The sequence below is a fragment of the Bartonella henselae str. Houston-1 genome, assembly GCF_000046705.1.
GTDB classification, from domain to species: Bacteria; Pseudomonadota; Alphaproteobacteria; order Rhizobiales; family Rhizobiaceae; genus Bartonella; species Bartonella henselae.
Map to the genome: position 1 here is coordinate 1,111,179 of NC_005956.1, position 19,929 is coordinate 1,131,107.

Genomic DNA, 19,929 nt, shown 5'->3' on the forward strand with positions numbered 1-19,929 from the left:
TCTCTATAAGCCTCATCATTGGTTTGCGCCCATCGTCTAGCGGTCAGGACGCCGCCCTTTCACGGCGGAAACAGGGGTTCGATTCCCCTTGGGCGTACCATTCTTTTTTTCAAGCCACTTAACATTTTAATTTTATTTAATCTTTTTAAAGATGAGGGATACGTAAATAAAAGTGAGGGAATAGAATTTTCTAACGTACCTCTACAAAATACGTTCTTGGCAACTTAATTCTAAGAATTCTTTGAGTGCTACTAAGTTCTTTTGGGGTAGAGCATTTAAAATTCTAATAAACGTGCCAACAGTTTCATGTTGTAATAAATTAGAAGGTTTTATTGTAAATCTCTTGCAACAAGTGTAGACTTCTTTTTTAAAAAGAGATTCTGTATATTTAGCTAAAGCTCACAGCTGTTTTACGATCTTTTCTTTCATTCCAAGTGGATACACACCTTTCTTCAATCTTTACAGAAGATAAAAGTTATCCCTACGTCTCATTTCTCAGCCATATCTATTAAGACATTAAGTTTCTCAATGAAAATTTTTACATTCTATAGATGATATATTCTAACTGTATCATATTTAAATACCCCTCTATCATTCCTGTTTTTACTTTTCATTATAAGCCTGAAAGTGCTATAAAAAAATAACATCACTTAAATGAAAAAGGACTTCTAATGATAAAGATCAAAGTGGAAAACCCCATTGTTGAAATCGATGGGGATGAAATGACCCGTATAATCTGGAAATATATCAAAGACAAATTAATCCACCCGTATCTGGATATTGAACTCAAATATTACGATCTTTCCGTGGAAAATCGAGACGCAACCAATGATCAGGTAACTATCGATTCTGCCAATGCTATTAAAAAATATGGTGTTGGTATAAAATGTGCAACTATAACACCAGATGAATCGCGTGTTAAAGAATTCAATTTAAAAAAAATGTGGAAATCACCCAATGGCACGATCCGTAATATTTTAGGAGGCGTTATTTTTCGCGAACCTATTATCTGTAAAAATGTCCCCCGCCTCGTTCCTAACTGGACAAAGCCAATTATTATCGGACGTCATGCTTTTGGTGATCAATATAAGGCAACAGATTTCAAATTTCCTGGCAAAGGAAAGTTAAGTATTAAATTTGTTGGCGATGACAATCAAGTTATCGAACATGATGTTTTTGACGCTCCAAGTGCAGGTATTGCAATGGCTATGTATAACCTCGATGAATCAATTCGTGATTTTGCCCGCGCATCTTTTAATTATGGACTACAGCGAAATCTTCCAGTTTATCTTTCAACAAAAAACACCATTCTGAAAACTTACGATGGTCGTTTTAAAGACATCTTTCAAGAAATATTTGATGCAGAATTTAAGGCTGAATTTGAAAATCGTAAATTATATTATGAACATCGCCTAATTGATGACATGGTTGCTTCTGCACTGAAATGGTCAGGGGGCTACGTGTGGGCATGTAAAAACTACGATGGTGATGTTCAATCAGATATCGTTGCTCAAGGTTTTGGTTCCCTTGGGCTTATGACTTCTGTTCTCATGACACCAGACGGTAAAATTGTTGAAGCAGAAGCTGCACATGGTACAGTAACACGCCATTATCGTCAGTATCAAAAAAATGAAGAAACATCAACAAATTCTATTGCCTCTATTTTCGCATGGACACGTGGACTGACGCACCGTGCCAAACTTGATAACAATGAAAAATTAAAAAATTTCGCCACAACACTGGAAAGCGTTTGTATTAAAACCGTTGAAGAAGGTTTTATGACCAAAGATCTCGCACTTTTAATTGGATCTAAACAAAAATGGCTTTCTACAACAGGTTTTCTCGATAAAATTGATGAAAATCTCAAAAAAGCAATGGGAAACTAAGTCATAACTTCATTGAAATTTCAAAGCTCTGCTAAAAGAGAAACCTTCCCTTGGCAAATGCAAAAAACTACCTTATAAATTAGAGAAGAGGGATTTTTTTATAAATAGTAAAAAAAATGAAAAAACAAAACTGGTCTGCACTTTTATGGGGTGAGAATAGTATTTGCTTTTTAACGTTTACAGGCGGTGTTTTGTTACACGCCACCAACGTTTACATTGTGGTGACTATTTTGCCCTCTCTTATGAATGATATTGGCAGCGAGCTGTATTATTCTTGGGTAGTTATTGTTTTTATCACAGCTTCACTCCTTGGCACTTCACTTGCAACAAAAATATTAGTGAAAATAGGCCCTCGCAAAGCCTATTTTATCTCTTGCCTTATCTTTATCGTTGGCACCTTCACGTGCAGCATTGCTTCGAATATGCCATTATTTTTAATAGGGCGCTTTGTTCAAGGATTTGGAAGTGGTTCTCTGTTATCCTTATCCTATTCTATGATACGTATTATTTTCAACCCATCTTTATGGTCACATGCGTTGAGTGTTATCTCTGGAATGTGGGGAATATCAACATTGTTAGGACCAGCTATCGGTGGTATTTCTGTACAATATGGCGTATGGAGAGTATCCTTTTGGATAATTGGCATATTAGCAATAATCTTCTCACTTATAGCTCTGAAAGTTTTGCCAAAAGAAAACAAAAACGATATTCCAACATCTCCACTCCCCCTTCTACAACTTTTCATACTTACCTTATTAATTTTTATCATTTCTGCTGGAGGAGCTACAGATACAACAATTACGAAAATCTGCGGATTAATTATCGGATTAAGTCTTCTCTTTGTTTTAGCAAAGATCGAATTATCTACACTTCATCCTATGTTACCGCGTAAATCCTTTTCCTTCTCTTCTGAGTTTTTTCCTGTTTATGCACTCATCCTGATTATGACAACAATTGTGTATAGTACAGAGCTCTATTTTCCGCTTTTCCTTCAAGAGCTTCATGGACAGGATCCCCTTACTGCCGGTTATATAGCAGCCCTCATGAACCTTGGTTGGACATGTGGTGCTCTATTAAGTGCCGATGTATCGGCAAAAAAAATTCGCAGAATCATTGTCTATTCCCCCATATTAAGCCTATTAGGCGTATGCACTCTTTTATGGCTTATTCCAACAGAAGTTTCCACACCTGAATATATTTTCATTATTTGCTTAGCATTGCTTACTATCGGAGTGAGTGCTGGTATAGCATGGCCGCATTTGTTAAAACGAATCTTACAATGTGCAAATGATGAAGATTCTTTGCGTGCCAGCGAATCACTTACCTCTGTACAATTATTTTCAGGCGCGTTAAGCGCAACTGTAGCAGGAACAATCACCAATCTTGCTGGACTTCTTGACCCTGGAGGGATCATAGGAATGATTTTAGCAGCCAAAACTCTTCTTGCAGTACTTATCAGTCTTTTATTCTGTCTTGGTATTCCATTTGCCCTACGGGTTTCCTATAGCCTATTTAAAAATCCAACAGGACAATCAAAAAACTAAAAAGACAAAAAAATATCTTTTTCTCTCAAGAACAAAAAGAAATGTTAATTACGCTTTTCCATATACCATAAAAAGCAAAAAATTAATAATCCACAGAGGGTTAAAATACCCCCCAGAACAGCAGTGTATTCATAACTATAGCCCAACTTCAAAACCCATGCTCCAGATTCCGCTCCAAGAGCATTGGCAATATTAAAAGCAGATTGCATCAATGCTCCCGCTAAAATCTGTCCATGGAAAGCAACATTCATGATTTTTGTTTGTATAGAAGGCATAGCTGCAAAAGAAGTACCAACCAAAAAGCATCCTAATGCTGCGGTTAATGGAGCATGAGATAAAAAGAAAAAAACAAATGTGCTCCAAAGCATAGAAAAAAATATCAATGGTGAAATACCAATTTTTACTGCCAATTTAGGTCCCAAAAGATTACCTACCACCATCCCCAATCCAACTAACGGCATAATAAATGGTACCCAATCAAGCGAAACACCGGAAATATGCATTAATGTTGACTTAATATAAGTAAAAACAGAAAATAATCCTGATGCTCCAACCGAAACCATCATCAAGAGAAACCACACCTGCTTTTGCTTTAATACACAAAGTTCGCGTAGAGGACTTGTTTTTTGAGCATTTAAAACAGCAGGTAAGAACACCCCAATCAGTAAACAACACAATAAAGAAAGAGCACCTACAAGAATAAAAGCAATCTGCCAACCAACAATCTGTCCAATCCAAGTTGCACCTGGTGCCCCCAAAACAGTTGCTATTGTTAAACCAAGCATAACAGACCCAACAGCTTTGGAGCGTTCATTCATTTCCACCATTGAAGCTGCCACCAGAGTCGCAAGACCAAAATAGATGCCATGGGGAAGACCACTAAGAAAGCGCAATGTTCCTAATATGCTAAAATCAGAAAAAAAAGCAGTGGCAATATTTGCCAGCGCATAAAAAAACATCAATCCTATTAAAGCAGTTTTGCGTGAGAACGGAGCTGTCGCAACAGCCAAAACAGGGGCTCCAATCACAACCCCCAATGCATAAGCAGAAATATATTGACCCGCTGTAGGAATATCAACAGATGAATTTCGTGCCATCTCCGGCTGTAGCCCCATTGCAACAAACTCTGCCGTACCAATAGCAAAACTTCCCACCGCAAGAGCTAAAATTGCCAAACGCCGTGTTCTCACATCAATCTCCGATGCAAGAACGTTTTGTTTATGAGAAAACTTCATATAATCACTTCTGTATAATCATACTTTAAGCATGAATATCCATGCTATGCACAAACAAACTCACAAATGTCTTACACTTATGCCAAATAGTTTGTTAAAAACATTTTCCACAAAGAAAAGACTACAGCACCTTTAATTTTCTTTCGTAGAGGCCATAAGAAAATGTGCATTTATAAATTTTTAACTGCACGGCAAATACAATTTCTGTAACTTAAATAGGATTTTAGTTATTGCAATATGACTACCATTAGAAATAAATTCAGCAATTTATAATCTTAACCGTTTGCATTTTCAAAACTGTAATTTTTTAAACTCCCTCAGTTTTATATCACCATAACTGAAACACCTTTTCCACTATAAAATACTGCGGACTTTTTAATACACAAACGAATAAGCTTCAATGATTTTATGTACAAATCAGTTATATTGATACCTTTTATTGAAACCTCACTATAGAACAATAAAAAAACATAAAATACCCCATAAAAATGCGATTTTCATACTTCTTTAAGGGTTCGCTAACTCCTCATTAATATTGTTGCTCTAAACAGTCATCATAAACAGAAAAAACTGTTTTTCTCCGGATCAGGTAGCGCGTACCGGAGGAACAGTTTCTGTTTTGTATGACAATTACAGAGAGAATATTTACGCTTAAATTATACATCCACCCTTTAGAGCAATATAATTTTATTCTTTTGAAAAGCATTTCCCACTTCATAATTTTAGCAAAACTCTTTAATGCAAAAATAAAAAAACAACATGAAAAAAACAGACGCCATGCATTAGGATCAACGTCTTATCGTCCTTTCGTCCATAAAGCACGGGTTTCAGCACAAAAATCAGCATAACATCCTTCTTCAATGGCATCACGAATTCCTTGCATAAGCTGCTGATAGTAAAAAAGATTATTCCAAGTTAACAACATACCACCAAGAGATTCGCCAGATCTAATCAAATGATGCAAATAAGCACAACTATAATCATTTGCCGCAGGACAAAGTGACTGCGGATCAAGAGGATGTGGGTCCTCTGCATAACGCGCATTGCGCAAATTAATTCTCCCAAAGCGCGTAAAAGCTAAACCATGGCGCCCTGCACGTGTCGGCATAACACAATCAAACATATCAATACCACGAGCAACACTTTGTAAAATATCATCAGGTGTACCAACCCCCATGAGATAACGTGGCTTATCCTCTGGCAAAATTGGACAAGTAACATCCAATACAGCTGTCATAACATTCTGCGGTTCACCAACTGCCAACCCTCCAATAGCATAGCCTTTTAAACCCATCTCTTTCAATGCTTGGGCAGACCGTTCACGCATTTTCATATTATCACCGCCTTGAACAATACCAAACAATGCTTTATCTGGCTGATCACCAAAAGCTGTTTTACAACGCTGCGCCCACCGCAATGAAAGTTCCATAGCAGATTCTACTTCTTTTTCACTTGCAGGTAATGCAATACATTGATCTAGCTGCATCTGTATATCAGAGTTAAGAAGCCCTTGAATCTCAATAGAACGCTCTGGACTCATTTCATAATACGCTCCATTAATATAAGAGCGAAAAATCACGCTTTGTTCGGTAATTTTACGGATTCCCGCCAGCGACATAACCTGAAATCCACCAGAATCCGTTAAAATAGGTCCATGCCAACGTGAAAAATGATGTAAGCCCCCTAAACGCGCAACACACTCAGCTCCTGGACGCAGCATTAAATGATAAGTATTACCCAAAATGATATCTGCTCCAAGAGCACGTATTTGATCCATATACATAGCTTTAACGGTTCCAGCCGTTCCAACAGGCATAAATGCCGGTGTACGAATACACCCACGTCCCGTTATAATTTCGCCTCGACGTGCAGACCCATCTTGAGCAATTTTTCTATAATGAAATGTCTTTATCATCACTCTCGTCTTTTCGCTTCCATAAATCCATATTGTTATAAGAAAGAAAAGCTATACCTCTCTTACCAGCAACAGCATAAACTTTATGGATTGATTCTTTATTTGCTAAATAGTGTCACTAGCATAAAAAAATTAAACAAGATAAAGAAAGTTCTGTTATCAAGCGATGAGCACAATCAAAGCGATAATCTCATTTCTCAGAAGGAACCTGACAACATAACACCTCAAGAGACTACGCTCACTTACCATAATTTTAAATAATTTTGAAACTACTTTTCAACAATAACGACCCTATTCCCATACACTTTAACTACCAACAATGTCTAAAGAATTTTGCATTAATAGAAGGAACTCTAAATATCGAGTATAGCCTCAGATAGGTTTCACTTTTACAGATAAAAAAATTGCGCTTATATATACATGTAAATAGCCTAAAGCTATCCAGTGATCTCCTAATAAAATGCAAATTGTTAGAGAATGCTTTGTCACTTTTTTACAAGTAAAAAGAACTTCACATTTTTACCTTCAATACCTAAACACACTGTGACCACAATATGAGAGCAGCAATATATTTACGTTGAAAAAGCACATCATAGCTAAACATCAAGAGTATATCTTATTGCTATACCCCAATGACCTTATATCGTTTAAATGAATATTTGCCTTCATCAAAAATCTTCAAAAAAGCATAGATACGAAAATCTTCTCCTATCTACTTTCAAGAAACACAAAGCAAAACCATCCTTGCATCCAGGCAATGTACCCAATGCAAAATATTACACTCGATAAGTACTTTCTAAATTCCATTTACATAAAAACGGTCAACGCAAATCAACGCACTAGAAATATAAAAATAGCTATAAAAAGCAATGAATCCTATAATCTTTATTGTGGAACGGGCTAATCGCACCTAAATTACAAACAAGCAGTACTACGTAAACACTCAATCTTATGAATACTCTCTTATAAGTAAATGATAGATGCCAACAATGGGAAAGCATCATAAACTCGTCGCCTGTAAAAAACAAAGCCTAATACTAAAAAAAGCAAATAACAACTGAAGTTTTTTATAGATTAAAGTTACGAAAATTTTTCTTCATTGTGCTCAAGAGAACAATATCTTTACTTAGTGAGCTTACCGGTAGAAACCTATATAATTTACCCTATTCTATATCAGCAGCAATTGTAGCTTTAATGATTGCATCAGGATCTACAACAGGCTCACCGCGCTTAATTTGATCGATATTTTCCATACCTTCAATAACTTGTCCCCATATAGAATATTGACGATCAAGCCAAGGAGCATTGGCAAAGCAAATAAAAAATTGCGAATTAGCAGAATCTGGATTCTGACTGCGTGCCATAGAAACTGTACCACGCTTATGAGAAAGATTCGAAAACTCTGCTGTTAAATCAGGTTTTTCTGAACCTCCCATACCTGCACGTGATAAATTAAATTTTTCACCGTCTTTTTTTCCAAATTGCACATCACCAGTTTGCGCCATAAAACCATCAATAACACGGTGAAAAATGACGTTATCATAAGCACCTTCACGTACAAGCTCTTTAATACGTGCAACGTGACTAGGTGCTAAATCAGCAAAAAATTCAATAACAACTCTACCCTTCGTTGTTTCAAGAATTAAAGTATTTTCTGGATCTTTAATTTCGGCCATATAGTTAAACTCCTTTGGCTCATCACTTAGCTTGTAAAGTGGCAGCATTAATAACATCAGGATTTGTCAAAGATCCATTATTACTTGTGGTACCTTTTTTAATTTTATCAACAACATCCATTCCCTTTATCACCTCTCCCACAACAGTATACTGACCATTTAAAAAAGCAGCATCACTAAAACAAATAAAGAATTGAGAATTAGCGGAATTTGGATCTTGGGAACGTGCCATCCCAACAGTGCCACGCTTAAACGGCTCCTTTGAAAATTCCGCCGGTATATTGGGATAATTGGAACGTCCCATACCAATGCGTTTAGGATCAAAATCTACACTGCCCTTTTTTCCAAATTGCACATCACCAGTCTGCGCCATAAAACCAGGAATGACACGGTGAAATACAACATTGTTATAAGCACCTTCCTTAGTTAACTTCTTGATTTGTGCAACATGCTTTGGTGCTAGATCAGAACGAAGACGAATAACTACATCACCATTTTTGAGAGATAAAACAAGAACGTTAGAATCATCTGCTACAGCACTCAAGGAAAAAAAGCAAAAAAAGCATATTAAAACACTAAGAACTCTAAGAGACACAATCACTCCCCCTTGAAGATTGAAATTTTAAATGCAAAGCTCTAGCAACATTCGCAGGCACAAAAGGTGCCACATCACCTCCCATAGAGGCAATCTGTCGTACCAATGTAGAAGTTATTACACGCCCCAAAACGCCTGCCGGCAAAAAAACAGTTTGCAATTCAGGAGCCATGAGACCATTCATCCCCGCCATTTGCATTTCATAATCAAGATCAGTGCCATCACGTAATCCGCGAATAAGAAAAGAAGCACCAATTTCCCGAGCCTTATCAATCAAAAGAGTCTCAAACGAAATAACCTGTAACCGATCAGACCCCATATTTAACAACTCTTTTCCTGCCTGAGTAATTAAATCAACACGCTCTTCAAAACTAAAAAGTGATTCTTTTTTAGCCTGTATACCTATAGCCACAATCACCTTGTCAGCCAAAACGAAACTGGCTTTTAAAATATCAAGATGACCATTTGTAAGAGGATCGAAGGAACCTGCATAAAGAGCAATTTTCATCATTTCAATCCGCACTCTTAAAAATTATTTTCCTTCGCTCAAATCAATCATCTCAGAATCATCAACCGCCTCGGAACATTTTTCAGTTTCATCATCTAATTGGTTATCATCATCTTCGGATTCAGAAATACGCTCAACTGATACAACTTTTTCACCTTCAGCTGTATTGAAAATTGTCACCCCCTTAGTTGAACGACCAGCTATACGAATACCCTCCACAGGAACGCGAATAAGCTGTCCACCATCTGAGACCAACATAATTTGATCTTGGGCCTTCACCGGAAAAGCCGCTACTAATTTACCAATTTCAGCTGTCTTAGATGGATCTGTGGCACGAATCCCTTTCCCACCACGTCCTGAAATCCGAAATTCATATGAGGAAGATCGTTTTCCATAACCAAATTCACTTACCGTTAAAAGCATCTGTTCACGCGCATGAAGTTCTAAATAGCGACCCTCTGTCAACTCTGTGTCGACTGCCTCATCTTCCTCATCAAGAGTTACAAGATCCTCAGCATCAGAACCAGCAGCACGCCGTTCATTAATCACACGTTTAATATAGGCAGAACGCTCAACAGACGTTGCTTCAACATGTTCTAAGATTGTCATTGAAATGACTTTATCATCGTTAGCCAAATTGATACCACGGACTCCCACCGAATTCCGGCCTGCAAAAACACGAACCTCAACGACCGGGAAACGAATACATTGTCCCTTAGCAGTTGTTAGAACGACATCATGACGTTCTGTACAAGTTTCGACAGAGAGAATTTCATCTTCTTCATCAAGTTTCATGGCAATTTTGCCATTGCGATTAATCTGAACGAAATCCGATAATTTATTACGACGCACAGTTCCACGCGTAGTTGCGAACATCACATCCAATGCACTCCAACGGGCTTCATCTTCTGGCAAGGGCATAATCGTCGTTATGCGCTCACCTTGCTGTAAGGGAAGCATATTGATCAGAGCTCGTCCACGCGATTGCGGCGTACCAAGTGGCAAACGCCAAACTTTTTCTTTATAAACGATTCCACGCGTTGAAAAGAAAAGAACCGGTGTATGGGTATTAACCACAAATAAACGCGTTACAAAATCCTCATCCTTGGTAGACATACCAGAACGCCCCTTACCACCGCGCCGTTGCGCACGGTATGTACTAAGAGGTACCCGCTTAATATATCCACTATGACTCACCGTGACCACCATATCTTCTGGTGCAATCAGATCTTCACAATCCATCTCAGCGCTACCAAAACCAAATACGGTACGCCGAGGGGTTGCAAAAGCCTCACGAAGAACATTAAGTTCATCTTTAATAATGCTCATAATACGTGAACGGGATGCCAAAATATGAAGATAATCGGTAATATCCACTCCAATTTTATTCAATTCATCAGCAATTTCATCACGTCCAAGCGCTGTTAATCTTTGCAAACGCAATTCTAAAATAGCACGCGCCTGTTCTTCAGATAAATTGTAAGTATTATCGGCATGGATAATATGACGAGGATCATCAATAAGTTTAATCAAAGGTGCCACATCAGCAGCCGGCCAGCGCCTCTCCATTAACTTTATACGGGCTGTCTGTGGATCAGGTGCCTTGCGAATGAGCGCTATAATTTCATCAATATTGGCAACAGCAAGTGCAAGACCGACCAAAACATGCGCACGCTCGCGTGCTTTACGTAAAAGATATTTTGTTCTTCGACTAACAACTTCTTCCCGAAAAGAAACAAATGCACGCAGCATATCAAGCAACGTCATCTGTTCAGGTTTTCCACCGTTCAACGCCACCATATTACAACCAAAGGAAGTTTGCAGCGGCGTATAACGATACAATTGATTCAAAACAACATCCGCGATAACATCTCTCTTAAGCTCAATAACGACGCGATATCCATCACGATCAGACTCATCACGCAAATCAGAAATTCCTTCGATACGTTTATCACGCACCAATTCGGCCATTTTCTCAATCATTGTTGCTTTATTAACTTGATAAGGGATTTCGCTTACAATGATTGCCTGCCGACCATTGCGAGTTTCTTCAATATCAACCTTAGCACGCATAATAATTGAACCACGTCCCGTTTCATAAGCAGAACGAACACCGGAATGACCAAGAATAATACCACCCGTGGGAAAATCAGGACCAGGAATGATTTCAATGATTTTATCAAGCGTTATATCGGGATTATCAATCAAGGCGATACAAGCATCAAGGACCTCACCAAGATTATGGGGAGGAATATTGGTTGCCATTCCCACGGCAATACCCCCTGATCCATTGACCAAAAGATTAGGGAAACGTGCTGGTAAGACTACCGGTTCACGCTCACGTCCATCATAATTATCCTGAAAATCAACAGTATCTTTATCAATATCAGCGAGAAGCTCTTCGGAAACTTTTTCTAAACGACATTCCGTATAGCGCATCGCCGCAGGGGGATCACCATCAACAGAACCAAAATTTCCTTGACCATCAATCAATGGATTCCGTAAAGAAAAATCCTGTGCCATACGCACCAAAGCATCGTAAATCGAAGCATCTCCATGAGGATGAAATTTCCCCATAACTTCACCAACAACACCTGCAGACTTACGATAAGGCTTATTGAAAGAAAGCCCCATCTCATTCATAGCATGAAGAATACGCCGATGAACAGGCTTAAGACCATCACGGACATCAGGAAGAGCGCGCGAAACAATCACGCTCATCGCATAATCGAGATAGGAGCGTTGCATTTCATCAATAATACTAACTGGTTCAATACCGGCCATTACATCGCGTTCTGGATGCGGGTTTAGATCTGTCACAGCTTTAGACTTTCAAAAGGAATCACTTTACTCTTTGTATAGCGAAAAATACACTAAAACGCTAATTTCCCCTACAACAGAGAGGAAATTTAACAATAAAATCTTCAACATTTTATTTATGTTAAAAATCACCGATAAAATCAACAGTATCTAATTTTTTGAACGTAAAAAACCTCACAAAAACAACTAAAAAGATACGAAGAGCAAGAATAAGAGCACTTATTAAGAATCATTAAAAAGGTACGTCATCATCTAATTTGTGTGAAAAGCTTTCTCCTAATTGACTGTTGTTGGAACCAAAAACATCTCTCTGATTTGCGCTATTATCGCCAAAACCAACACTGCTATAAGCACCGCTTGACTGATTTGCTCCTTGCATTTGTTCTCCCCCCGCTGCAGCGCGCCCATCAAGCATTTGTAACTCACCGCGGTATTTTTGCAAAACAATCTCTGTTGTATAACGATCATTACCATTTTGATCTTGCCATTTACGCGTCTGCAACTGACCTTCAATGTAGATCTTACTACCTTTTTTTAAATATTGCTCTACAACTTTAACAAGATTTTCGTTAAAAATAACGATATTATGCCATTCTGTGCGCTCTTTACGCTCATTTGTATTACGATCACGCCAACTCTCTGAAGTCGCAATACGCAAATTTGCCACTTGATCACCAGAATTCAAACGGCGAATTTCAGGATCAGCGCCAAGATTACCAATCAAAATAACTTTATTAAGGCTACCAGCCATCTTATAAACTCCAAAGTCTTAAATTTGCAAAACAATTTCTGTTGTATAACGATCATTACTATCTTAATCTTACCATTTACCTATCTACATTTGCAATTGGCCTCAATGTGGATCTTGCTACCCTTTTTAAAATATTGTATCGTGTAATTATAGCAAAAGATGATAACAACGCATAGTTTATTTCATCATCAGAAAGTAAAAAGCTAATTCCTTGGTTGTGTTTTCACAGAGCTTGTATTCTCTTGTTAAGTTAAAGCAATGAAACGCGTTGTAATTCTAAAGAAACAGTTTTATTCCACTTTGGATGCTTAATTTTTGTCATCTATGCCAAGGATAAAATATGGCTTATCAAAAATACATCTCCATTCGCGGTGCACGTGAACATAACCTTAAAAATATTGATATAGACCTCCCTCGTAATAAACTGATTGTCATAACGGGACTTTCTGGATCAGGTAAATCGTCTTTAGCTTTTGATACAATTTACGCTGAAGGTCAACGCCGCTATGTTGAAAGCCTTTCTGCTTATGCACGCCAATTTCTGGAAATGATGCAAAAACCAGATGTTGACCGCATAGATGGTCTTTCTCCCGCCATCTCCATTGAACAAAAAACAACTAGCCGCAACCCTCGCTCAACGGTAGGAACCGTCACTGAAATCCACGACTATATGCGCCTTCTCTTTGCCCGTATCGGTATCCCTCATTCTCCCGCCACGGGACTTCCTATTGAAAGCCAAACTGTAAGCCAAATGGTTGATCAAATTATGGCCTTACCAGAAGATACGCGGATTTTTATTATGGCCCCTCTCGTTCGAGGGAGAAAGGGAGAATATAAAAAAGAGTTAACGGAACTTTTAAAAAAAGGGTTTCAGCGTGCTAAAGTTGATGGAATTTTCTATGAAATTCCTGATATTCCTTCTCTTGATAAAAAATATAAACATGACATAGATGTTGTGGTCGACCGCATTGTTGTGCGAGGTGACATTGCTGCTCGCTTAGCTGATAGTATAGAAACCTGTTTACAGCTAGCAGATGGGATTGCAGTTGTTGAGATGGCAGATCAACCTTTAGCACAAAAAGCAACCGCAAAGGAATCTGCTCATAAATCAAAAAATGAAACGCACAAACGGCTTATTTTCTCAGAAAAGTTTTCCTGTCCAATCTCTGGATTTTCTATCCCTGAAATTGAACCACGGCTTTTTTCATTTAATAACCCTTTTGGGGCTTGTCCTAGTTGCGACGGACTTGGCACAAAAAAGGCAATTGACCCTAAAAAAATAGTACCAAATGAAGATCTCACCTTAGAAGCTGGAGCAATTGCTCCTTGGTCGAAATCAGCCTCATCCTCTCAGAGCCAAATCTTAGAGGCACTAGGTAAAATTTATGGATTCAAACTCACGGATAAATGGAACACACTCTCAAATGAAGCGCAACAAGCTATTCTCTATGGCATAAAAAGAAAGGAAATCCCCTTTGATAACAAAAGTGATCCAAGCGCATACAAAACGATCCAATATTATGAAGGTATCATTCCCAATATGGAACGACGATGGAAAGAAACCGATTCTGCTTGGTCACGTGAAGAAATTGAACATTATATGTCCTCTTCGCTTTGTCCAGCCTGTCATGGTTATCGTTTAAAACCAGAAGCACTTGCTGTCAAAATCAACGGAAAACATATTGGACAAATATCAGAACTTTCAATTTTAAAAGCAGATGATTGGTTTGCCAATATTCATCAATATCTCACTGAAAAACAATGGAATATCGCAGTCCGCATTTTAAAAGAAATTCGTGAACGCCTAGCTTTTTTAAATCATGTAGGACTTGAATATCTTAGCTTATCTCGCAATTCAGGCACACTTTCAGGTGGAGAAAGTCAACGGATTCGTTTAGCATCCCAGATTGGCTCTGGTCTTACAGGTGTCCTTTATATTTTAGATGAACCCTCTATCGGTTTACACCAACGCGATAATGAACGCCTTTTGAAGATGCTGCACCATCTACGTGATCTGGGCAACACAGTTATCGTTGTTGAACATGATGAGGATGCCATTCGCATAGCAGATCATGTAGTTGATATGGGGCCAGCAGCAGGTGTTCATGGTGGAGAAGTTATAGCGCAAGGGACACCGCAAGAAATTATAGAAAGTCCTTCTTCTCTCACAGGCCAATATCTTTCAGGAAAAATGGCAGTTACCGTACCTGTTCAACGACGCAAAATATCAAAATCAAAAATATTGAAAATAATTGGGGCCAAGGGCAATAACCTCAAAAACATCAGTGCGACCATCCCTCTTGGAACCTTCACGTGCATAACTGGTGTTTCAGGTGGAGGAAAATCAACATTCCTCATTGAAACTCTTTTCAAAGCTGCCTCACATCATATCATGGGCACACATCAAAGTCCCGCAATCTATGATAAAATTGAGGGATTAGAATTTCTTGATAAGGTTATTGATATCAACCAATCACCTATTGGACGGACTCCGCGTTCTAATCCAGCGACCTATACAGGTGCCTTTACCCCAATCCGTGAGTGGTTTGCAGAACTTCCAGAATCAAAAGCCCGTGGTTATCAAGCCGGGCGTTTTTCATTTAATGTGAAGGGAGGACGCTGCGAAGCATGTCAGGGAGATGGAGTGATCAAAATTGAAATGCACTTTTTGCCTGATATCTACGTTACCTGCGATATATGCCAAGGAAAACGCTATAATCGAGAAACCCTAGAGATAAAATTTAAAGGAAAATCGATCGCCGATATTTTGGACATGACAATCGAAAAAGCAGAAGATTTTTTTCAAGCTGTTCCTAATATTCATAACAAAATGAAGACCCTCATGAAAGTCGGCCTTGGCTATATTAAAGTAGGACAACAAGCCACAACACTTTCTGGTGGTGAAGCTCAACGTGTAAAACTTGCCAAAGAACTTTCACGCAAAACAACAGGTCGTACACTCTACATTTTGGACGAACCAACAACGGGATTGCATTTTCACGATATTTCTAAACTTCTTGAAGTCCTACATGAACTTGTCGAGCAGGGGAATACAGTTGCCGTCATTGAACATAATCTTGAAGTTATAAAAACAGCTGACTGGATTATTGATCTAGGACCAGAAGGTGGAGATCGCGGTGGTGAAATCGTTGCGATTGGACGACCTGAAGATATTATTAACGTTTCTGCTTCCTACACTGGAAAATTTCTGAAAGAAATTTTGCTGCGTCAACCTTTTATAAATCCGAATTCTTAAAAAGTCTGCAAATTATGAAATACATAATAGAACAGTAAAAAAGAAAACCAAATATTTTTTATTTTATCATTTTGATTCTTTATACCCCTCAAAGCGTTTTCCTTATAAAATAATAGCATTTTATTCTATGCTTTAAAGGAATCTTCCTTCCCAAAATATACCGTGACATAATTTTTGAATTTTCCGTGTAGAAAGTATCTTTTAACATATCTCATAGTTGTCAATATAATGTAGTGTAGTCTAAAAAGACATAATAACGTTAGAGATAATTTCAGCATGAAAAAGATTGAAGCCATCATAAAACCTTTCAAACTTGATGAAGTGAAAGAAGCGCTTCAAAAAATTGGATTACATAGTATTACAGTAACAGAAGCAAAGGGGTTTGGTTGTCAAAAAGGGCATACAGAACTTTATCGTGGTGCTAAATATGTTATTGATTTTCTACCTAAAGTAAAAATTGAAATTGTTATTGCCGATGAAAAACTAGAACAAGCCATTGACACAATACGTAAAGCAGCGCAAACAAAGCATATTGGAGATGGAAAAATATTTGTTTCTTCCATTGATCATGCCATTCGTATCGGCACAGGTAAATCCGGAATCGATGCGCTTTAACAGCTACAAAGTTTTTCACCTTTTTTATCTACCTCAGTCCAATAAGGAAATGGAATATGACAACTGCATCAGACATTCTTAAACAAATTGCAGATAATGACATCCGTTTTGTTGATTTACGCTTTACCGATCCACGAGGAAAATTGCATCACATCACTATAGATATTGCAGAAATCAGTGAGGATACATTTAACGATGGTGTTATGTTTGACGGCTCTTCAATTTCCGGATGGAAAACAATTCATGAATCCGACATGGTTTTGATGCCAGATCCAGAAACAGCTCATATTGATCCTTTTTTTGCCCAATCAACTTTGGTCATATTTTGTGATGTGCTCGATCCTGTTTCTGGAGAGTTTTATCGGAGAGATCCTCGTTCTATTGCCAAAAGAGCTGAAGTTTATATGAAATCTTTAGGAATTGGAGATACAATTAATGTAGGTCCAGAAGCAGAATTTTTTATCTTTGATGATGTGCGCTATAAAGTTGCCCCTTACAACACAGGATTTAAACTCGATTCAAGTGAACTTCCATCAAATGATGATACAGAATATGAAACAGGCAATCTCGGTCATCGCCCCAGAATGAAAGGAGGGTATCTTCCAGTTCCCCCCATTGATCCCTGCCAAGATATGCGTTCTGAAATGCTTACAGTACTCAAAGATATGGGTATCCGCGTTGAGAAGCATCATCACGAAGTTGCAGCAGGTCAACATGAATTGGGTATTCGTTTTGATACTCTTGTTCGGGAAGCTGATAAGATGCAAATTTTTAAATATGTTGTGCATCAAATAGCAAATAGCTACGGAAAAACAGCAACTTTTATGCCAAAACCAGTTTTTGGTGATAACGGCTCAGGTATGCATGTTCACATGTCCATTTGGAAAGATGGTAAACCTATCTTTGCCGGAAATGAATATGCCGGATTGTCAGAAACCTGCTTATTCTTTATCGGTGGTATCATTAAGCATGCAAAAGCAATCAACGCCTTTACCAATCCATCTACAAACTCCTACAAGCGTTTGGTTCCTGGTTATGAAGCTCCCGTTCTTCTTGCTTATTCTGTACGTAATCGTTCTGCATCTTGCCGTATTCCAATGACTCCTTCGCCAAATTCAAAACGCGTAGAAGTTCGTTTTCCTGATCCAACAGCAAATCCATATTTGGCATTTGCAGCACTCTTAATGGCTGGTCTTGATGGCATCAAAAACAAGATTCATCCTGGACACGCTATGGATAAAGACCTTTACGATCTTCCCCTAAAAGAGCTCAAAGACATTCCTACGGTTTCAGGAAGTTTGCGTGAAGCACTTGAAGCACTTGATAAAGACCGTAGCTTTCTTAAAGCTGGTGACGTTTTTGATGATGATCAGATTAATTCTTTCATTCAAGTAAAAATGCAAGAAGTTTTACGTTACGAAACAACTCCACATCCCATCGAATTCGATATGTACTATTCTGTTTAAATAATAGTCATTCTTTTTGATTTAAAAATAGAAGTTAAATCTCCATTTTTGTGGGTATTATTCTCATCAAAGAGCACAAATAACTTTTTGCTTATGTGCTTTTACTTTATAAGTTTATTTAAATTTCTTCAAATCAATTATAAGGTTTCCAATGCTGCGAACTCGTAATCTTTTTCCTATTTTTTTATGCATTGCCTTTATTATCTCAATAACTCAAGCTTATACAATTACAAGTCCAAAACTTATAGCCTTTGAAAAAGCAGCATCTGCATACAGTAAAGCACTTCAAAATGCCGATGCAAATGCCATTTTAAATGCTATCCCCCCCCAAATCATCAACAGCTTAATGGCCAAAAAAAATCTCAGTAAATCACAATTCCAACAAATCATGAAAAGCCAAATACAACGATTGGCAGAAAATTATAAGATTGAAAGTATACAAATCAACCAAAAGCAAAAACGTGAAGGAAAACTTGATAATGGTATTCCTTATTTCGTTATACCTGTGAACTTTATAACCACAACAAATTCTGGAAAAAAGCGTTCTATTCAAACTGAAGTTATTGCTCTTTTTTCCAATAACCAATGGTATTTTATCCGTGGTAATGACGAAGCAATCTTAAACATAACCAATGACGCATTTCCTGGACTGGAGAAAATAAAAATCAATCCCCAAAAAATCACAAAAATAATGTAACTTTTGAGAATAAGTGCATGAACAAAAGCAGTAGGAAATTTGACCTATAAACAAGTTGTAATGATTGTTCCTGCTGCGTCAAATTCACTTTTCTTATGAGAAGATCGCGCTAGCGTTTCTTCATCGATTCCCCATTGTTCCATCATCCAATTTTCATCCAAATGCGCAATCTTCCAAGCATGCTCTGAATCGATTTTTCCCTCAGAAAAAGCAAGAGCAATGAGAGCTGATCCCGTTAAAGTAGTTATCGTATGCAGTGCAGCAAGCATATAAGGAGACTCAACTTTACGTAAATAATTGCTTACTGCTTGAATAGATTCGCGTGATTGTTCAATATGCATAAGCCCTTCTGTTACATGAAAACGGGCACCAAGTTTTTCTTCTGCCCAATCCAATAAAGGATCCCATTGTTCACATTGTCGCTGTACCAACTCTTTTGGTGTTTGTGCGCGATAAAAAATCATATCACATGCAACAAAACGCAATAAATCTTCAAATACAGCCTGCATATTATCAGCTATACCGTCAATAACGGTATTCACAAGACGCGTCATTGGCATTTTTGCTGGATCAATAACTTGCTTTTGGTTTTCAAATTCCTCCGCCACAAATGCAGCAAACACTTCTGTTGGCAGACAAAAATGGCGCTTTGCCGGTGTTTTAACAGGACATCCATCCAATAATACAGAAAATCCCCCCTCTTCACATGAAATTTTTACTTCCCTATAAAATCGTTTAGTATGCGTCTGGCATGAAAGATTTTGAATCTTCTGAAAAGAATTTTTTTTATTCAATGGCCTATCAAAATGATTCAAAATTTCACGCATATTGTTTTATCTCTGATATTTTTAAAAAACCGACTGGTTTTTCAAGGTTCTACCTATCTCATAAGGTTTAAGTTGACCTCCCCTCCCTAAAAAAGGGAAAAGATCTTACCAGCCCCTATCTAATTTAAGACTATATTT

Annotated in this window: 14 protein-coding genes and 1 tRNA gene; 7 read left to right on the forward strand and 8 right to left on the reverse strand. The window is 37.9% G+C overall.

What is annotated here, in order from left to right; all coding sequences use genetic code 11:
- The first annotated feature begins 25 nt into the window (after nucleotides 1–25).
- The 3 genes from AYT27_RS05125 to AYT27_RS05135 all read left to right on the forward strand — a co-directional run bounded on the left by AYT27_RS05125 (nucleotide 26) and on the right by AYT27_RS05135 (nucleotide 3,430).
- Nucleotides 26–100: transfer RNA gene (locus AYT27_RS05125), tRNA-Glu, on the forward strand.
- A gap of 571 nt (nucleotides 101–671) precedes the next feature.
- Nucleotides 672–1,886, forward strand: coding sequence for an NADP-dependent isocitrate dehydrogenase (locus tag AYT27_RS05130; RefSeq protein WP_011180870.1), 1,215 nt, complete (start codon nucleotides 672–674; stop codon nucleotides 1,884–1,886).
- Between the two features lie 116 nt (nucleotides 1,887–2,002).
- Complete coding sequence (locus AYT27_RS05135; RefSeq protein WP_011180871.1) at nucleotides 2,003–3,430, forward strand: MFS transporter; 1,428 nt, start codon at nucleotides 2,003–2,005, stop codon at nucleotides 3,428–3,430.
- 44 nt (nucleotides 3,431–3,474) lie between these two features.
- Here the strand turns inward: AYT27_RS05135 and AYT27_RS05140 are convergent, their stop codons facing one another.
- The 7 genes from AYT27_RS05140 to ssb all read right to left on the reverse strand — a co-directional run bounded on the left by AYT27_RS05140 (nucleotide 3,475) and on the right by ssb (nucleotide 12,930).
- The gene (locus AYT27_RS05140) at nucleotides 3,475–4,665 is read right to left on the reverse strand and encodes an MFS transporter (protein ID WP_011180872.1); all 1,191 of its coding nucleotides are present in this window, start codon (nucleotides 4,663–4,665) and stop codon (nucleotides 3,475–3,477) included.
- Between the two features lie 796 nt (nucleotides 4,666–5,461).
- Nucleotides 5,462–6,580: a tRNA guanosine(34) transglycosylase Tgt gene (gene tgt, locus AYT27_RS05145; protein WP_011180873.1), complete on the reverse strand. Its 1,119-nt coding sequence runs from the start codon at nucleotides 6,578–6,580 to the stop codon at nucleotides 5,462–5,464.
- 1,163 nt (nucleotides 6,581–7,743) lie between these two features.
- Entirely contained in the window at nucleotides 7,744–8,256 is a 513-nt protein-coding gene (locus tag AYT27_RS05150) for a peptidylprolyl isomerase (RefSeq protein ID WP_011180874.1), read from the reverse strand.
- Nucleotides 8,257–8,278: 22 nt separating this feature from the next.
- Nucleotides 8,279–8,851, reverse strand: a complete 573-nt coding sequence (locus AYT27_RS05155; RefSeq protein ID WP_011180875.1) for a peptidylprolyl isomerase — start codon at nucleotides 8,849–8,851, stop codon at nucleotides 8,279–8,281.
- Nucleotides 8,841–9,359, reverse strand: a complete 519-nt coding sequence (gene coaD / locus AYT27_RS05160; RefSeq protein ID WP_034448154.1) for a pantetheine-phosphate adenylyltransferase — start codon at nucleotides 9,357–9,359, stop codon at nucleotides 8,841–8,843. Before coaD ends, AYT27_RS05155 begins: the two co-directional genes overlap by 11 nt.
- A gap of 24 nt (nucleotides 9,360–9,383) precedes the next feature.
- Nucleotides 9,384–12,179 (reverse strand): DNA gyrase subunit A, encoded by a 2,796-nt coding sequence (gene gyrA / locus AYT27_RS05165; protein WP_011180877.1) that lies wholly within the window; start codon nucleotides 12,177–12,179, stop codon nucleotides 9,384–9,386.
- A gap of 232 nt (nucleotides 12,180–12,411) precedes the next feature.
- Complete coding sequence (ssb, locus tag AYT27_RS05170) at nucleotides 12,412–12,930, reverse strand: single-stranded DNA-binding protein (protein ID WP_011180878.1); 519 nt, start codon at nucleotides 12,928–12,930, stop codon at nucleotides 12,412–12,414.
- Nucleotides 12,931–13,270: 340 nt separating this feature from the next.
- Between ssb and uvrA the strand changes: the two genes are divergently transcribed.
- The 4 genes from uvrA (at nucleotide 13,271) to AYT27_RS05190 (ending at nucleotide 18,964) form a co-directional block, all read left to right on the forward strand.
- Nucleotides 13,271–16,186, forward strand: coding sequence for an excinuclease ABC subunit UvrA (gene uvrA / locus AYT27_RS05175; RefSeq protein ID WP_011180879.1), 2,916 nt, complete (start codon nucleotides 13,271–13,273; stop codon nucleotides 16,184–16,186).
- Nucleotides 16,187–16,462: 276 nt separating this feature from the next.
- Nucleotides 16,463–16,801 carry a P-II family nitrogen regulator gene (locus AYT27_RS05180; RefSeq protein WP_011180880.1) on the forward strand — a complete coding sequence of 113 codons (339 nt, stop codon included), beginning with the start codon at nucleotides 16,463–16,465 and terminating at the stop codon, nucleotides 16,799–16,801.
- 56 nt (nucleotides 16,802–16,857) lie between these two features.
- The gene (gene glnA / locus AYT27_RS05185) at nucleotides 16,858–18,267 is read left to right on the forward strand and encodes a type I glutamate--ammonia ligase (RefSeq protein WP_011180881.1); all 1,410 of its coding nucleotides are present in this window, start codon (nucleotides 16,858–16,860) and stop codon (nucleotides 18,265–18,267) included.
- A 151-nt stretch (nucleotides 18,268–18,418) separates the two neighbouring features.
- Complete coding sequence (locus AYT27_RS05190) at nucleotides 18,419–18,964, forward strand: hypothetical protein (protein ID WP_011180882.1); 546 nt, start codon at nucleotides 18,419–18,421, stop codon at nucleotides 18,962–18,964.
- 44 nt (nucleotides 18,965–19,008) lie between these two features.
- On the opposite strand, the gene AYT27_RS05195 is transcribed toward AYT27_RS05190, so the two are convergent.
- The gene (locus AYT27_RS05195; RefSeq protein WP_011180883.1) at nucleotides 19,009–19,791 is read right to left on the reverse strand and encodes an ATP12 family chaperone protein; all 783 of its coding nucleotides are present in this window, start codon (nucleotides 19,789–19,791) and stop codon (nucleotides 19,009–19,011) included.
- Nucleotides 19,792–19,929: the final 138 nt, after the last annotated feature.

Coding starts and splice junctions, on each gene's coding strand:
- AYT27_RS05130 (WP_011180870.1), top strand. CDS start 672: ATGATAAAGATCAAAGTGGAAAACCCCATTGTTGAAATCGATGGGGAT.
- AYT27_RS05135 (WP_011180871.1), top strand. CDS start 2,003: ATGAAAAAACAAAACTGGTCTGCACTTTTATGGGGTGAGAATAGTATT.
- AYT27_RS05140 (WP_011180872.1), bottom strand. CDS start 4,665: ATGAAGTTTTCTCATAAACAAAACGTTCTTGCATCGGAGATTGATGTG.
- tgt (WP_011180873.1), bottom strand. CDS start 6,580: ATGATAAAGACATTTCATTATAGAAAAATTGCTCAAGATGGGTCTGCA.
- AYT27_RS05150 (WP_011180874.1), bottom strand. CDS start 8,256: ATGGCCGAAATTAAAGATCCAGAAAATACTTTAATTCTTGAAACAACG.
- coaD (WP_034448154.1), bottom strand. CDS start 9,359: ATGAAAATTGCTCTTTATGCAGGTTCCTTCGATCCTCTTACAAATGGT.
- ssb (WP_011180878.1), bottom strand. CDS start 12,930: ATGGCTGGTAGCCTTAATAAAGTTATTTTGATTGGTAATCTTGGCGCT.
- uvrA (WP_011180879.1), top strand. CDS start 13,271: ATGGCTTATCAAAAATACATCTCCATTCGCGGTGCACGTGAACATAAC.
- AYT27_RS05180 (WP_011180880.1), top strand. CDS start 16,463: ATGAAAAAGATTGAAGCCATCATAAAACCTTTCAAACTTGATGAAGTG.
- glnA (WP_011180881.1), top strand. CDS start 16,858: ATGACAACTGCATCAGACATTCTTAAACAAATTGCAGATAATGACATC.
- AYT27_RS05190 (WP_011180882.1), top strand. CDS start 18,419: ATGCTGCGAACTCGTAATCTTTTTCCTATTTTTTTATGCATTGCCTTT.
- AYT27_RS05195 (WP_011180883.1), bottom strand. CDS start 19,791: ATGCGTGAAATTTTGAATCATTTTGATAGGCCATTGAATAAAAAAAAT.